Below are 15673 nucleotides of genomic sequence, written 5' to 3' on the forward strand. Positions count from 1 at the left end.
GCAAAAAAGGAAGCATTATGTTCAATAAAGGCGGTTTGGGCGGCTTGATGAAGCAAGCTCAGCAAATGCAAGAAAACATGAAAAAAGCCCAAGACGAATTGGCCAATGTTGAAGTGGAAGGCCAATCGGGCGCTGGTCTGGTGAAAATCACGCTGACCTGCGCCAACGTGGTAAAACGCGTGGCAATCGATGACAGCTTGCTGTCTGATGACAAAGACATACTGGAAGACTTGATCGCTGCAGCCTTTAACGATGCGCTGCGCAAAGCGGAAAGCACTAGCCAGGAAAAAATGGGTGCGTTGACTGCGGGTCTGCCGTTGCCACCGGGCATGAAGTTCCCATTCTAATTCGCTTTATCCAATCTGGCGGCTACGCCTGCACAGCTTGCGACCGTCCGCTGCTCGCAATCCTCATGTACGTTCAGTACATTGCGGTTGCTGTGCTGCGTGGCGGTCACAATCTGTTTTGGCTCGCCAGCCAGCTTAGACAAAGCCTGCATACCAAGCACGGTATCGCTACACACCTAGCACCCATCAATCCTTTCAAGGCAATACCCGATGAGCACGCCGCGTTCGCTAAACAATTTAATTGAAGCCTTGCGCGTTTTGCCTGGCGTCGGCCCCAAATCAGCGACGCGAATGGCATTTCATCTGGTGCAACGTGATCAAGACGGCGCGGCGCGTTTGGCGCAATCCTTAATGGAGGCGCTCGGCACGCTCAAGCATTGCCGCCACTGCAACACCTTCACCGAAGCCGACGTTTGCGACATTTGCAGCGACGAGCAACGCAATCACGCGCAATTGTGCGTGGTTGAAATGCCCACCGATCTGATGTCGATCGAACACACACGCAGTTATGAAGGGCTGTATTTTGTGCTGATGGGCCGCCTCTCGCCGCTGGATGGCATAGGCCCCAAAGACATCGCGCTCGCGCAACTGCTAAAACGCGCTAGCGACGGCGTCGTCGAAGAAGTCGTACTGGCAACCAATTTCACCACCGAGGGTGAAGCAACCGCGCATTATTTGGCCGAAATGCTACGCGCGCGCGGGCTTAAAGTTAGCCGTATCGCGCGCGGCCTGCCCGTGGGTGGCGAACTAGAACACGTTGACCCCGGCACACTGGCGCAAGCCTTGATCGAGCGGCGCGGCCTGTAAATTTTTTACTACTTCAGCAAGATTTGCAAAGCAAGCCGCGCAGCGCTCGCTACAATCAATAGCGTCTCACCCCAATTCAGAAGGACGCATGATGAACACGTGGTTTGTGAGTTTTGGCCTGCCGTTTCTGATCCTTGGCGCGCTCGTCGGTGGCGGTCTGTACGCGCTGTGCGCGTCAACGATGTACACCTATCTAAAAGAAAACTATAGCGATGCTCTGCCGCCGCGCATCGACGTGTTTATGAACGATTACGAAGCGGTCGGCGGTTTTATGGCGGGCGTGTGGTATGCGCAGCGCACGGGTGGCTGGCGCCGGATCGAAAGCCGCAGTTGGCGTTATTTCTTTGTCGCCACGCAGAGTTTGGGTTTATTTGCGATGAGCTGCTGCGCGATTTTTTGCGCCGCCTTTTTATTCGCCCCACGCTAAGGTCAACGCTGAGCCAACTTGGCAGCACAATGAAAAAAGCCCCGAAAATGCAGTTTTCACTGTACTTTCGGGGCTTTTCTTTTCAACCAACTATTTCTAGTTGGTGCGAGCGGAGAGACTCGAACTCTCACACCTCACGGCGCTGGAACCTAAATCCAGTGCGTCTACCAATTCCGCCACGCTCGCATCATTTCGGCGATCAATTTCTTTTTCGCTGAAAATCTTGTAGGTGCGCATTATGCTTGGATGCGCCCTAAAAGACAAGCGGTATTTGCAAAAATATTCGCGCAATTTGCATAGATACTTCATTGTGAAGGCAATAATGCGCACAAGCGTGGCACGTCAGGGCTCACGCCGCTATACTTCTAGCCTGCCCTACTTACTGCAAGGAATTAGCGATGAAAAAAATCGAAGCCATTATCAAACCGTTTAAATTGGACGAAGTGCGCGAGGCTTTGTCAGAGTTGGGCATTTCTGGTTTGACCGTGACCGAGGTAAAAGGCTTTGGCCGCCAAAAAGGTCATACCGAGTTGTATCGTGGTGCTGAATACGTGGTAGATTTTTTGCCAAAGGTAAAAATTGAAGTCGTACTATCGGACGATCAAGTCGATACCGCGATTGAAGGCATTATCAAAGCGGCGCACACCGGCAAAATTGGCGACGGTAAGATTTTTGTGAGCCCCGTTGAGCACGTGGTGCGTATCCGTACCGGTGAAACCAACGATCAAGCGGTTTAACATCGAATTTAGGGTATTTGCTTTAAGGGCTTATATTGCCTAATCCAGTAGCAAATACCCTACTCAAGCGATTGATTCCCCCAGCGCGCTAAAATCCGTTTTAATCCTTCTTGCGTGACCGGCTTACTTAGATAATCGTTCATCCCTGCCTCATAACACTGCAATTCATCTTCCTTAAACGCATTCGCCGTTAGCGCAATAATCGGCAACTGCGCTGCACTCAGTTTGGTTCGAATCAAACGGGTGGCAATGAACCCATCCATGATGGGCATTTGGCAATCCATCAACACCAACGCGTAATTAGATTCACTGATTTTTTGCACCGCTTGCAAACCATCACTGGCCACGTCAACTTTGCAGCCTTGTTTTTGCAATAGTAATTGGGTCACTTTCAAATTCACCAGATTGTCATCGACCAACAACACACTCAGCATGCTATTTTGCGCTTCGCGAACCTGATGCACCGTTAGCAAACCTGCTGGCGACGTTGCTGCCACCACGGCAGACAGGCATTGCGCAATGCCACCTACCTGCGCCGGCAAACCAATATACGCGCTGTAACCGGCTTCGCTAGCTTGCCGTGCACCACCCACTCCAGCGGCAGAAACCAAGACCGCGCGGCTAAGCGCAGGAAACTGCTGTCGAGTTTGGGCCAATGCTTGTGCGGGGTCGGTATGTGGGCCAAGCTCAAACACCACAACATCAGTATCGGTGGCCAGTTGTGGCTGATCGAGCGGACAAGTAGCCAAATGGCACTCTAATTGTCGTAATTGCGACAATAAAACGAGATTAGGTTCTGGCTGATCGTGCAGCAACACAATCTGCTTGCCCGCTAAATCGGCAAATGTGAGTGAAGCCGGTTCAGGCGCTTGTGCAAGCGATAGCTGCACGGTAAAACAACTGCCCTCGCCCAAGGTACTTTGCACAGCAATGCTGCCCCCCATTGCCGCCACCAAGCGTTTGCTAATCGACAAACCCAAACCAGTGCCACCAAATTTGCGCGTGGTGCTGGCATCTGCCTGTGAAAAGGGCTGAAACAATCGGGCCATGCCCGCCTCATCCATGCCAACCCCGCTATCGCGCACTCGAATCGTATACAAGCAGGTATGTTCATCTTGATCCACTACTTCAACGCTCAGCGCAACATACCCTTTCGAGGTAAATTTAATCGCATTATTCAGCAAATTAAGTAGCACCTGCCGCAAGCGACTGGGGTCCCCCATCACCCGCCAATTGCGCCCCGGTGGTAATTCCACACGCAGCGCCAAGCCTTTTTCTTTAACCTTACCCGAGACAATTTCTTGCGAATTTTTAATCACGCCTTCCAAATCAAAGGCAATGCATTCCAAATCTAAATGCCCCGATTCGATTTTCGAAAAATCCAAAATATCATTGATCAGCGCCAATAAGGCTTCACCCGCCATTTGAATGTGCGCCACATAATCACGCTGCTGCTCATTTAAACCTGCATCGGCCAGTAATTCGGCAAAACCAAGCACGGCATTCATCGGCGTGCGAATTTCGTGGCTCATATTCGCGAGGAATGAGCTCTTGGCCTGATTAGCCTGCTCTGCCTGCAATTGCGCCATTTTTAATTCGGTGACGTCCAAGCAAAGCCCAATCACAAACTCACCTTCAAGGCGACCCGCATTGAGCAAAAAAGCTTTTTGCCCTTGCCGCTCAATGGCAAAAACATGGCTATAGCTGGGGTGCTCAGCACTAAGGGCGAAGAGTTGCTGATGCTCGACTTCTCGATCTTTCAAACTGAGCAAATGCCGTTGCACCTGTTCGGGGTCGGTAAATTGGTCAGTTGCTACACCATACAAAGCATACAGCGCCTCACTCCATTGCAAACACTGGCTAGGCAAATGATATGACCAGGTTCCCATTTTCAGCGCGCTGGCCGCCAATTGCAGTTGTGCCAATTGCTCGGACAACACCCGTTCTTGAATGGAGAGCTGTATGCGTTGCTCATCATCCTGCTGGAACATAATATTGAGCGCCTCTCCCAAATGCGCCAATTCATTGGCACGCATCGGAGGCACCATCGCATCGCTGCCGGCCGAGCGCTTTGCCACCGTGGCTAACAGGCCATCCAGTGGACGTAAAACATGCCCTTTAATTAACCACAGCAAACCACCCCCCATAAAAATCAGCAACAGCGTAAAAATACCGCCCAAAAGCAATATGGTTCGATCTACCGCGCGCTGAATTTCATCAGTGCTAATCAATAAAATTAAGGTGCCAGATTGAACGTTTTCTCTGCCAACTTGAAAATGATTCAGCAATAAGGGCTCGCCGTATTCCAACAAATTGTCACCATGTTCTGAATCAAAATCAACATAGGGCAGTGTTTGAGTCATAACGTGTTCAATGTCTTGTTTTAACTCTACATCCGCAAGATTTGCTACGCTTTGGCCGCGCAAAGCCAGCTCATTGGCCACAATGATCCTCGGCGGCGAACCTGCGATGATTAAGGCAGATTGAATTTTGGGGTCGGCCGCCATGGCAGAAATATAGCGCTGAATACTAGCCAAATTACTCGCAGATTCGGCGGCATATTGCGTGGTTTGTGCCATCGCACGCGCGCGCTCGAGTACTTGCTGCTGCAGTTGATCGCGCACCACTTGCGTCAAAACCAGCACACCAACGCCACCCAACAATAGCCACAGCGCACATAAGGGGACGAATAACTGCCATTGCAATTGTGGTTTTTTGAATAGGGAAAGTAATTGGCGTGGCATTGCTATTGGTAAAACGCCAGCGTTTGATCAGTTAGAAATGCATCCGCTTGCAGCGGTTTTTTTAGCACACCCGCCGCTTGCAAAGCAGCCCCGGTTTCTTGCAAAGATTGCCGCGCCAAACCATTAGCTTGCAAATATTTCACTTGATCGGTCTGATCAATTAATTGCAAACCATCCAGCCCCGCCAGATAGGATTCGGCGTTGCCACCAGAGCGCGCGCCCATGAGATGCGCATCAGCTTGGCGGTTCACTTTAAAATCGTCCATCGCGGCAAAAAAACTATGCACCAAGGCTTTGATATCTTGCGGCCGATTTTCTAGCACCTGCGCATCGACCGAGATCACATCAATCACTTTGCCTGCAATTTTGGACGTATCAAACACCGCCTGATAGCGCTGATCGGCCAGCAATTTGATTGAATACGGCGGATAGGTTTGGACTGCATCTAGGCGACCCGCCTCTAGCTCCTGCATTAAATCATCCTGCGCCAAAGTCACTACCTGCACATCTTTCAGCGAGAGCTTGGCGCTTTGCAGCGCATAATGCGCGTTGAGCACATCAACGGTAATGCCCTCCATCCCTACCCGCTTGCCCGCGAGCGCCTGCACTGATGCCAACGGTTTACGCGCAATCATCACATCGGCCCCCGCCGACGTATCCACCACGGCTACAACTTTGATCTTTTTACCGGAGTTTTCAGCGGCGACAGCCACTTCAACCAGCGTGGTAGCCATTACATCAATTTGGCCGCGCTCAAAGGCGCGCCGAACATCGCCCAGTGAATTGAGTTCGATCAATTTCACGTCAAGCCCTGCTTTTTCGTAAAAGCCCTTCATCTTGGCTAAATACAAAAATTCATAGCCGGGCCAAGGATTAAACCCAACACGCAGCGGCTCTTTGGGCTTACTCGCAGAGCAGGCGGTTAAAATCAGTACACTACACAAAATGCATATGGCTCTGATTGCCAACATTTTCTATATCCCGCCTGATCAGCATCGACATAGCTCTTTATAGAAGAGAAAGCCAGCAAACCCCAATTAGCTTGGGTTTCGAACCAATTTATTGCGAGTTGATATTCAAACCTGCGCGATAGGCTTGCGGCCAATCAATAGCCTGATCGAGCGCATCGGCTAGGCGATCGATCTCGCGCTCCAGCAAGTCGCTGGCATCGGCCAATTCGCGGACATCTGCACCACAGCCCGCCCAAGCCAAGATGCTACGCAAAGATTCAGGCTGATCGAATAGGCCATGCAAATAAGTGGCAATCATTTGCCCGTCGGGCGACCCCCAACCGTCACTGCGACCATCATACAAAGCAGCAAAACGCGGCCATTCGGGCTGAGTTGTATCACACCAAGTCGAGCGACCAACGTGAATTTCGTAGCCTTTGATTGTAGCCTGATCGGCGATTATCTGCCCCGCCACATTGATCAACTGCTTTTCGGCCTCTAATACCGTAGCAATGGGTATATACCCCAACCCCTTTGCAGATATTGCCCCTGACTCAATACCCATCGGATCAGCAATCGTCTCGCCCAAAATTTGCAACCCACCACACACGCCAATCACTTTGCCGCCATAGCGCAAATGCCGCGCAATTTGCTTATCCCACCCTTGCGCGCGCAAATGCGCCAAATCGCCCAGCGTGTTTTTGCTGCCGGGGATAATCAGCAAATCGCATTCGGGCAGCGGCTGATTAGGGTTGGCGAACTCGCAGCGCACACTCGGTAGGCGGCGCAGCGGGTCGAAATCGGTGTGGTTCGAGATATGTGGCAAGGTGGCGATGACGATGCGAAATTCACCGTCGGCATTGGCCACCATTTTAGGTAGCGCGTCTTCGGCGGCGATTTCCAGCCCATGCAAATACGGCACCACCGCCAGCACCGGCTTACCAGTTTTTTCTTCCAGCCAATCGCAGCCGGGTTGCAACAGGCTAATATCGCCGCGAAAACGATTAATAATAAAACCTTGAATTCTTGCCTGCTCAGACTCGCTCAAGCACGCCAGCGTGCCGACAAAATGCGCAAATACGCCGCCGCGGTCGATATCGGCCACCAGCCACACCGGGCAATCGGCCTCTTCGGCAAAGCCCATATTGGCAATATCGCCTTGCCGTAAATTGACTTCGGCGGGGCTACCCGCGCCTTCGACAATCACCCAATCATATTGCGCCGCCAAGCGAGCCCACGACTCAAACACCGCGCGTTTGGCCGTGGTTTTGTAATCGTGATAATCCACCGCATCCAGATTGCCGATTGATTTGCCTTGAATAATCACCTGCGCGCGGCAATCGCTCGAGGGTTTGAGCAGCACCGGATTCATATCGGTGTGCGCAGCCAAGCCACACGCCACCGCCTGCACCGCCTGCGCACGCCCAATCTCGCCACCGTCCTCAGTCACCGCTGAGTTCAGCGCCATATTTTGCGGCTTGAATGGCGCCACTTTGACGCCACGACGCAGCAGCAAACGACATAGCGCAGCAGTTAAAGTCGATTTACCTGCATCGGACGTGCAGCCTTGAATCATTAGCGTGGGCATGATTTATCCAGATGGGTATAACCCTAAAAGCCATATTAGAAATTAGCTTCAGAGCAATACCCTTATTGATTATCGAGCAAGAATTGTTTTTGCGTCGCGACAAAATCGGCCAAGTGCGACAAGAACGGCGCATGCGCGGCTTTGTAGTGCAATTTAAATTGCGCCTGCGGCAAGGTTTTGGCGAGCCACATGCCGGCGTCGAGCGGCGTTAAGGTGTCGCGATCGCCGTATTGCAGCAGCACGGGGCAATCGACCTTGACCACTTCGGCGCGCAAATCGGTATCGCGCAGGATATTGAGGCCATCGGCCAGATGCGCGAGTTTTGGTTCGCCGTGTTTGAATAAATCAGCCAGCAATTCACGCGTCACTTCGCGCGCGCTGGCGTCGCCCATCGCTTGTAGGCTGATAAAGCGCTTTAGCGTGCCTTGCCAATCGGTTTGCAGCGCCGCAGCAAATTGCTCGAGCACTTTTTGCGCCATCGCCGGTTGCCAATCTGGGCGCTGCATAAAGCACGGGCTGGACGCGACCAGCGTTAAAGAGCGCACTTTATCGCGCTGCTGCAAAGCCCATTGCGTCGCCACCGCGCCGCCGAGCGACCAACCAACCACTTGTACCGGAAATGGAAATTGCGCATCGACCGCGTCGACCATCGCCTGCAAAGTCAGCGTTTCATCGTCACCCAGCTTGCTGCCGCCGTGGCCGGGCAAATCAACGATATGTACGCAAAAATCCTGTTCCAACTCGCGCACCACGGCGTTCCACACCGTGCCATTCATCGCCCAACCGTGCAACAACACCACATCAGGGCCACGCCCCCGCGTTTCAATCCACATCAAAAAATCCAAACTACCCATGAACGAAGGCGCAGTGTACCGCTTCGCGCCGCAGACCACTACCAGGGCCGGATGGGAAATGGGCTGCGCCTGCATACTTTAGGTGGTTTAAATACTGGCGGCTAAAGCTTGGGCCTGATTGAGCCACGCGGTTTTTTGCGCCGCTTTGGCGCTAATCACCGGGCCAAATACCGCCGATTTTTTAACCTTGATACCGCAAAATTCCAGCGTGGTTTTGCGCATTTGCTTGAGTACCGATAAGCGATATACCCAGCGGTAATACCACGGTGGCGTATCCATCGTGGCCATCAGGTGCGCGCTGCGCCCGGCGAGCAATTTGACCTGAAAGCTGGAGTTTTCATCATATTTGAAGGCAAAGCCGGGCAGAAACACGCGATCGATAAAGCCTTTGAGCAAGGCAGGTGCTGCGCCCCACCAGATCGGGTAAACCAGCGCAATATGCTCTGCCCACGCGATTTGCTTTTGCGCATGCTGCAAATCAGCTTCCAAAGGCTGAATCTGCCGAAAGCCTTGGCGCAAAATGGGATCAAACTGCAACTCGCCCAGTTTTAGCACCTGCACTTGATGCCCCGCTGCTGCAGCAGCCTCGGCGTATTGCGCGCTAAGAGCCCCGCACAGGCTGTCGCTTAAGCTATGCCCCAAAATCACCAATACTTTTTTGCTCATAAGGCCTCCTTCTTCGAATGAAAACCCACACCAGCCAGCAGTGCAGCTGGCGAACTATGGGTGTAAAAGGCTTAGCCTAAGTCTACCCCTAAGGGCAGAGTCAAGCAGGCTGCGTGCCGGCGCAAAAAGCGTAGTATTTGGCTTGCTCTGGGCTAGGCGCGGCGACCAGTGGAGCGCCGCTAAGGCATTCATTGATCTCGGTATAGATCGTCGTTAAGCAGCCCTCTAGCTCTTGCAGCCGAGCAATTTCTTGGCGAACCGCAGTGCGTTTTAGCTCAATTTGCCGACTCATTTCTCGCCAATCGAGCTGGCCATCAGCATCACGCCGAAACGCCGCGACGATTTCTGCCAGACGAAACCCTAGGCCCTGCGCCTGCTTAATCCACTGCACCACCTGCACGTCTTGCTGACCATAAATTCGGTACACACCTTGCCGCTGCACGCGGCCAAGCAGCCCTAAAGTTTCGTAATGGCGGATCGCTTTGACGCTGGCGCCGCTGAGTTTGGCCAGTTCACCGATAAACATTTACCCCTCCTTACGCTGCAAGGTTTGCCGCATGGCTGCGGGGTTTGCCAAGCGCTTGCCCGCCAGTGCGACTGTTGCGCTGCCGAGCGCGCGATAAGGCGCTTGAGCGCTATTAGGCAATGCCGCCAAATGCTGCGCGACCGTTGCCGCATCGCCACGCACAATCGGCCCTGTTAAAGCCGCGTACGGGCCGATGCTTTCGACATTAGCCAAAGTCTGACGCATTAGGCTGCAGACCAATTGCTGCGCGACTTCCGGGGCAATACCCGCCTTGGCTGTCGTTTGCAAAGCCAAATCGCTCAATGTGACCAAGTAATTGGCGGCCATCGACAGCGCTGCGTGGTAGGCCACTTTCGCGCCTGCATCGCTACTGAGTGCAAAGGGTTGGCCACCGATTGCTGCGCTAAAGTCGCTCAGCGCAGTGACAGCCTGCGCGTCACCTTCGAGCGCGCACAAAGTACCTGCAAAGGTGTGCACCGCTCGCGCGGGCTCAGCAAACGAAAAAGCGGGGTGCCAACTCGCCGCCGATACGCCTTGCGCAGCCAAGGGCGTGAATTGATCCGATGCTAATGCGCCGCTGGCGTGAAACACCACTGCACCCGCATTCACCACACCGGCCTGCGCCAACTCGGCGGCAACATTGGCAATCGCACCATCAGGCACCGCAATCAACCACAAATCGGCGGGCGGCAAATCGGTAAGCTGCGCGGCAACTTGACCCGCACCGATCCATTCGCATGCAGCAGTACTGCTCGCCAAGCTACGTGAATAAATACCTGCAAGGCGATACTGCCCACTTTGCTGTGCCAGTTGCGCAATACTTTTTCCCAAGCGCCCTGCGCCGATCAGATTGAGCGTCAGCATGGCTGCGACTCTTCGGCGGCCAGCAGCACCCGTTTGATCTGCTCGCACAGCAGCGCCACCTCTGCAGCGCTGTGCGCGGCGGAGAGCGTTACGCGCAGCCGTGGCGTTGGCACCGTCGGCGGGCGAATGGCCGCGACCAGCAATCCGGCGTCGAGCAAGGCCTGCGAGAGTGCGAGCGCGGCGGCGTTGTCTTTCACGATGATGGGCTGAATCGCCGTGTCCGACGGCAATAACTCGCACGCGGAGCCAGCGAGTTCGGTGGCAAAAAACTGTTTGAAATATTGAATATGCGCTTTTAGCCGTTCACGGCGCTCCACATCGTGTTCGATCACGTCCAAACTGGCGTGCAGCGCGCAAGCCAATAGCGGCGGCGCGGCGGTGGTGTAGATATACGCACGGGCAGTATTGATCAGGTAATCAATCACCACTTGTTCTGCAGCGATATACGCCCCTGCAACACCCGCGGCTTTTCCCAAGGTCGCCATATAAATAATCCGTGGCGAGTTAATGCCTAACTCGGCCAGCGTGCCGCGCCCATTGCCGAGTACGCCAAAGCCGTGCGCGTCGTCGATATACAGCAACGCGTCGTAACGCTCGGCCAGCACCAGACAGTCGGCCAGCGGCGCGATATCGCCGTCCATGCTAAATACCGCATCAACCGCGATCAGTTTGCGTTTGGCACTCGATTCGGCGAGCAGTCGTTCCAATTGCGCGACATCGTTGTGCGCAAAGCGTTTGAACTCGGCGCGCGCCAACTGGCAAGCATCGTTTAGCGAGGCGTGATTGAGCTTATCGGCAAATACCGCGTCACCGCGCCCGAGCAAGGCTGGAATCACCGCCAGATTGGCCATAAAACCGGTCGAGACTAAAATCGCTGCGGGTTTGCCACTAAAGGCGGCTAAACGCTCTTCTAAAGTATGCTGCGGCGTAAAGTGACCAGTGACCAAATGCGCTGCGCCGCTGCCCACGCCCCACTCGGCTGCGCCTTGCTGTGCGGCAGCAACCACGGCGGGATGATTGGCGAGGCCTAAATAATCGTTACTGCAAAAGTTCAGCACTTCGCGGCCATTTAGCTGCACACGTGCGCCCTGTGGTGAATCGAGCACGCGGCGACTGCGGTACAAGCTCTGCGCCTTTTTGTGCGCCAACTCGTCGGCTATTTGCTCAAAAATCGCTAATTTAGGCATCGGAACCTTAAAAAAATCGAAATATTATTTCTATTTTACTGAAAAATGGCGTCACGCCGACAATTGCCGAAATATCACCTAGCGCGGAAATATTTACGCTCTTTTTTTGCGACAATCCGATTTTTATTGCGCTCTGTCATGCTTGATGTACACCACAGAGCGCCATTTAAGGATATGATTGCCGCTTCTGAAAAATAGCGATTTTATATGCCAAAAATTTAAACATCTGTTTAAATTTTCTAGGGTATAAAGCAGTGGATTAGATTGAATGAAGCGTGTTGATGATTTTCGTCTGAAGTTTAAAGACCAGAGCGGCGCAGTAAAAGAATACGTGCCTATCATGATTGGTGGCATGGGCGTTGATATTTCAACGGCCGACCTTGCGCTCGAAGCCTGTCGCCTTGGTGGCATCGGCCATATTTCGGATGCGATGATTAATACCGTAACCGACCGTCGCTACAATACCAAGCACGTTAAAGACAAACTGAAGCAATACAAATTTAACGTCGCCAATAGCGATAAATCGGTTGTGCAATTCGACCTAAAACAGCTGGAAGAAGCAACACGCTTACACGTTGAAGCCACCATGCAACGCAAACAAGGCGATGGCTTGGTGTTCATCAACTGCATGGAAAAATTAACGATGAACGCGCCGAAGGACACTTTGCGCGTTCGGATGGCCGCAGCGCTGGACGCTGGCATCGACGGCATTACCTTGGCGGCCGGTTTGCACTTGGGCTCGTTCGCACTGATTGAAGACCACCCTCGTTTCCGCGATGCGAAATTGGGCATCATTGTGTCTTCAGTGCGCGCACTGCAATTGTTTATCAAAAAATCAGCCCGCACCAATCGCCTACCCGATTACGTAGTGGTTGAAGGCCCACTGGCGGGCGGCCACTTGGGCTTTGGCATGGATTGGGCTGAATACAAGCTCGAAGACATCGTGGCTGAAGTGGTGGCATGGATTAAAGAGCAAGGCTATGACAATATGCCAGTAATCGCCGCAGGTGGCGTGTTTACCGGCTCAGACGCCGTGCGTTTCTTGGAAATGGGTTGTGGCGGCGTGCAAGTCGCGACGCGCTTTACCGTGACCAAAGAATGCGGTCTACCTGATGATGTGAAGCAAGAATACTTCAAAGCTTCCGAAGACATTATCGAAGTGAACCAAGTGTCGCCAACGGGCTACCCGATGCGGATGTTGAAAAACACGCCAGCGATTGGCTCTGGCATTCGCCCGAACTGCGAAGCCTACGGTTACCTGCTCGACGCAAACGGCAGCTGTTCGTACATTCAAGCGTACAATAAGGTGATCGAAGAAAACCCAGGCGTGAAAAAAATCTCGGAAATTCATGTTTACGAGAAAACCTGCCTGTGCACGCATATGCGTAACTTCGATTGCTGGACTTGCGGCCACTACACGTATCGCCTGAAAGACACGACCAACAAGTTGCCAGATGGTCGTTATCAATTGCTGACCGCTGAGCATGTGTTCAAAGACTACCAATTCAGCACCGACAATACGATCGCGCTGCCAGCATTGGACGAAACTGCGGTGTAAACCACTGCACACCAAAAACCCGCTTTCGAGCGGGTTTTTTTATGGTTTTCGCCAGCAAAACAACTAGGGTATTGGCAGCAAAGCCAAATTAGAAAAGGGCCATACCGCAATACCCACCACCAGATCTTAGGAAAAAGCGGCGATTTCTAGATCTTTAGCCAGAATCGGCTCTAAGGTTTTGAGATCTGCTGCACACAAAGGCAGGCGCAATTCGTTCGAGGCGATGCGGCCCTGATGATGCAAAATCGCTTTAGCGGGGATGGGGTTGGCGGCTAAGAACAGCGTTTCGGATGCGGTGCGCAGCAAATCGCCGATCGCCTCGCCAGCCAAGCCTTGCGCCACCCAGCGCGCCACTTGTTGCGGCCAAACATTGCTCGCCACCGAGACCAAACCGGCTGAGCCCAATTTTGCGTGTTCGGCAAACAACACATCATCACCCGAATACCATGCAATACTTGGAAAAGCGGCTTTGAGCTCGGCAAAGCGCGCAGCGTTGCCGCCCGATTCTTTCACCGCCCAGCAATTCGGGTGCTCCAGCAAACCAGCGAGCGCAACATCCGACAGCGGCACACCAGCGCGCGATGGGATGTTGTACAGCATACAGGGCTTGCTGACCGCGTTCATCAAGGCGGCAAACCAGCGGCGCTGGCCTTCGGCGCCCGGTTTGGCGTAGATTGGCGTGACCAACAAGTAGGCGTGAACCGGCAAGGTTTCGCAGAAAGCCAGCCATTCAAGCTGGCTAGCTAAATCCAAACCGCCAACGCCGACCATCAAAGGCACAGTTAAATTAAGGCTACAGGCGTGCTGCAACACGGCTTTGCGCTCGGCCAGCGTTAGGTTGCTGCCTTCGCCGGTTGAGCCAAGCAGCAATACGCCAGCACCAGCAGCTTCTTGCTCGCGCAAGAGCGCAGTTAAGGCGACAAAATCAAGCGATTCATCTCCGGCGAACGGCGTAATCAGCGCGGTCCACAGGGCGGTAGTACGAGGGTTCAGTGACATGCGATTCTCCAAATCAAAAAACAACGATTGGAGAGAGGAAAAGTGCGGCAATGACAGCGCCAATGGGCGCGGTTGTGGAATCATCACCAAGAGCACTCCAGCACTCCAATGCGCGGCAAGGCACACAGCGAGCACTGACAGTCCAGGGGATTCAGCCCCTGTAACCAGCGTTGACGGCATCACCGCAATCAACACTTCGGCCTTGCACCCCCTAACGCAGCTTAAAACGGAATGTGATTTCCTTGGCTGCGCGACCTGGGCAAGGCGCCTCTCTTGTCGTTACAAGTGGGTATTTCACCGCGAGCCAAGCAAAATGTCAATGCCGGCGTAATACATCGCATAGAATATCGATGCGCTGCGCGATGTTATATAAACAGATCAAAAGGCACTCTGCGCCAGATCAGCGCTACCGCAATTGGCCAACGCACTTCATTTAGATAATGAGCTTATGCAAACCCCGCTAGATTGGACGACTCGCGCTGATTTATTTTTGCAATTGGCGGCCTTAGAACGCGCAGGGCTAGACCCGCAGCGCGCGTTTACCAGCATCTCGCTCGGCAAGAAGTTGCAAGCTCGCATTACCGAGCTGATTAAGCAGCTCAAGCGTGGTAAAACGATTGCGCAAGCGGGCTTAATATCAGGCGTGTTTACCCCGCTTGAGTCCAAACTGATTGCCGCCGCTTGCCAAGCTGGTAGCCCTGCCAATATCTATCAGCGCTTAGGCGAAACCGCCAGCTTAAATGCGCGCCTTGCTAAGCAAGTGCGCGCTCGCTTAGTCAAACCTGCCGCGATCTTGGTGTTGAGTCTATTAATCAACCCTTTACCACAATTGGCAGCGGGGACTTTGAGCGTAGGAAGTTATCTGTGGTCGGTATTGTGGCCTCTGGCCACGATATTTGTGTTGCTGCGCTTAAGTCACTTTCTATTTAAAAGAGCAGAACAAAGCCCACATCACCCACTGATGAATTTGCTGCTCGCAATTCCGTTTTTTGGCGATTGGTATTTGCGCCAGCAGCAGCAGCGTTTTATTAGCAGCTTAGGGTTGCTACTCGAAGCAGGCGTGCCGATGTTTGACGCAATTGGCAGCGCACTAGACAGCGTAGGTTGTAGCCGATTTCGTACGCCTCAGCTATTGCGCAGCCTGCAAGGCGGACACAGTTTAAGCGAGAGCATGGCAAAGCAAAGCTGGCTCAATCGCAACGAGATCATTAGCTTGATTCACACCGGAGAAGCCAGTGGGCGACTGCCCGAGATGCTAGAGCGCATCGCCAATCAACTCAGCGCCGATTTAGAGCACACCGCCACGCAGTTTGCCGCATGGCTGCCGCGCATTATTTATACAGGATTGGCTTTGTGGATGGCGTGGGGCTTGCTAGGTTCAAACGCATTTAGCCCACACGTACCAAGTGATTTGTGAAA

At 53.2% G+C, this 15673-nt stretch carries 16 protein-coding genes, 1 tRNA gene and 1 riboswitch; of the genes, 6 read left to right on the forward strand and 11 right to left on the reverse strand.

Annotation, left to right across the window (positions count from 1 at the left end):
- Positions 1–17 precede the first annotated feature (17 nt).
- Positions 18–347 carry a YbaB/EbfC family nucleoid-associated protein gene (locus NT239_03990; protein XGA72014.1) on the forward strand — a complete coding sequence of 110 codons (330 nt, stop codon included), beginning with the start codon at positions 18–20 and terminating at the stop codon, positions 345–347.
- Here NT239_03990 and NT239_03995 read toward each other — a convergent pair.
- Positions 344–523, reverse strand: a complete 180-nt coding sequence (locus NT239_03995) for a hypothetical protein (protein ID XGA72015.1) — start codon at positions 521–523, stop codon at positions 344–346. The two genes, NT239_03990 and NT239_03995, sit on opposite strands and share 4 nt — an antisense overlap.
- Before the next feature lie 34 nt (positions 524–557).
- Here NT239_03995 and recR point away from each other — a divergent pair, with 34 nt between their 5' ends.
- Both recR and NT239_04005 read left to right on the forward strand, forming a co-directional pair.
- On the forward strand, positions 558–1154 hold the full coding sequence (gene recR, locus NT239_04000) for a recombination mediator RecR (protein ID XGA72016.1): 597 nt from the start codon (positions 558–560) through the stop codon (positions 1152–1154).
- Between the two features lie 88 nt (positions 1155–1242).
- Entirely contained in the window at positions 1243–1581 is a 339-nt protein-coding gene (locus NT239_04005) for a hypothetical protein (protein ID XGA72017.1), read from the forward strand.
- A gap of 101 nt (positions 1582–1682) precedes the next feature.
- Here NT239_04005 and NT239_04010 read toward each other — a convergent pair.
- Positions 1683–1767: transfer RNA gene (locus tag NT239_04010), tRNA-Leu, on the reverse strand.
- Between the two features lie 212 nt (positions 1768–1979).
- Here NT239_04010 and NT239_04015 point away from each other — a divergent pair.
- Entirely contained in the window at positions 1980–2318 is a 339-nt protein-coding gene (locus NT239_04015; GenBank protein XGA72018.1) for a P-II family nitrogen regulator, read from the forward strand.
- A gap of 59 nt (positions 2319–2377) precedes the next feature.
- Here the strand turns inward: NT239_04015 and NT239_04020 are convergent, their stop codons facing one another.
- The 8 genes from NT239_04020 to bioF all read right to left on the reverse strand — a co-directional run bounded on the left by NT239_04020 (position 2378) and on the right by bioF (position 11697).
- Positions 2378–5062: an ATP-binding protein gene (locus NT239_04020; protein XGA72019.1), complete on the reverse strand. Its 2685-nt coding sequence runs from the start codon at positions 5060–5062 to the stop codon at positions 2378–2380.
- 2 nt (positions 5063–5064) lie between these two features.
- Positions 5065–6033, reverse strand: a complete 969-nt coding sequence (locus NT239_04025; protein XGA72020.1) for an ABC transporter substrate-binding protein — start codon at positions 6031–6033, stop codon at positions 5065–5067.
- An 88-nt stretch (positions 6034–6121) separates the two neighbouring features.
- Complete coding sequence (locus NT239_04030; protein ID XGA72021.1) at positions 6122–7600, reverse strand: cobyric acid synthase; 1479 nt, start codon at positions 7598–7600, stop codon at positions 6122–6124.
- A gap of 62 nt (positions 7601–7662) precedes the next feature.
- Positions 7663–8433, reverse strand: a complete 771-nt coding sequence (bioH, locus tag NT239_04035; GenBank protein XGA72022.1) for a pimeloyl-ACP methyl ester esterase BioH — start codon at positions 8431–8433, stop codon at positions 7663–7665.
- Positions 8434–8541: 108 nt separating this feature from the next.
- Positions 8542–9120: an NAD(P)H-dependent oxidoreductase gene (locus NT239_04040; GenBank protein XGA72023.1), complete on the reverse strand. Its 579-nt coding sequence runs from the start codon at positions 9118–9120 to the stop codon at positions 8542–8544.
- 100 nt (positions 9121–9220) lie between these two features.
- Positions 9221–9646, reverse strand: a complete 426-nt coding sequence (locus tag NT239_04045) for a MerR family transcriptional regulator (GenBank protein XGA72024.1) — start codon at positions 9644–9646, stop codon at positions 9221–9223.
- The gene (locus NT239_04050; GenBank protein XGA72025.1) at positions 9647–10510 is read right to left on the reverse strand and encodes a DUF2520 domain-containing protein; all 864 of its coding nucleotides are present in this window, start codon (positions 10508–10510) and stop codon (positions 9647–9649) included.
- Positions 10504–11697, reverse strand: a complete 1194-nt coding sequence (gene bioF, locus NT239_04055; protein ID XGA72026.1) for an 8-amino-7-oxononanoate synthase — start codon at positions 11695–11697, stop codon at positions 10504–10506. Before bioF ends, NT239_04050 begins: the two co-directional genes overlap by 7 nt.
- Positions 11698–11965: 268 nt before the next feature.
- On the opposite strand from bioF, the gene NT239_04060 reads away from it, so the two are divergent.
- Positions 11966–13255, forward strand: coding sequence for a nitronate monooxygenase (locus NT239_04060; GenBank protein ID XGA72027.1), 1290 nt, complete (start codon positions 11966–11968; stop codon positions 13253–13255).
- A 126-nt stretch (positions 13256–13381) separates the two neighbouring features.
- Here the strand turns inward: NT239_04060 and dapA are convergent, their stop codons facing one another.
- Entirely contained in the window at positions 13382–14254 is an 873-nt protein-coding gene (dapA, locus tag NT239_04065) for a 4-hydroxy-tetrahydrodipicolinate synthase (protein ID XGA72028.1), read from the reverse strand.
- Between the two features lie 82 nt (positions 14255–14336).
- Positions 14337–14535, reverse strand: a riboswitch (Lysine riboswitch).
- A 167-nt stretch (positions 14536–14702) separates the two neighbouring features.
- Here dapA and NT239_04070 point away from each other — a divergent pair.
- Complete coding sequence (locus NT239_04070; GenBank protein XGA72029.1) at positions 14703–15671, forward strand: type II secretion system F family protein; 969 nt, start codon at positions 14703–14705, stop codon at positions 15669–15671.
- Positions 15672–15673 lie beyond the last annotated feature (2 nt).

The organism is Chitinibacter sp. SCUT-21, from assembly GCA_041874755.1.
In the GTDB taxonomy this organism is placed as follows: Bacteria; Pseudomonadota; Gammaproteobacteria; order Burkholderiales; family Chitinibacteraceae; genus Chitinibacter.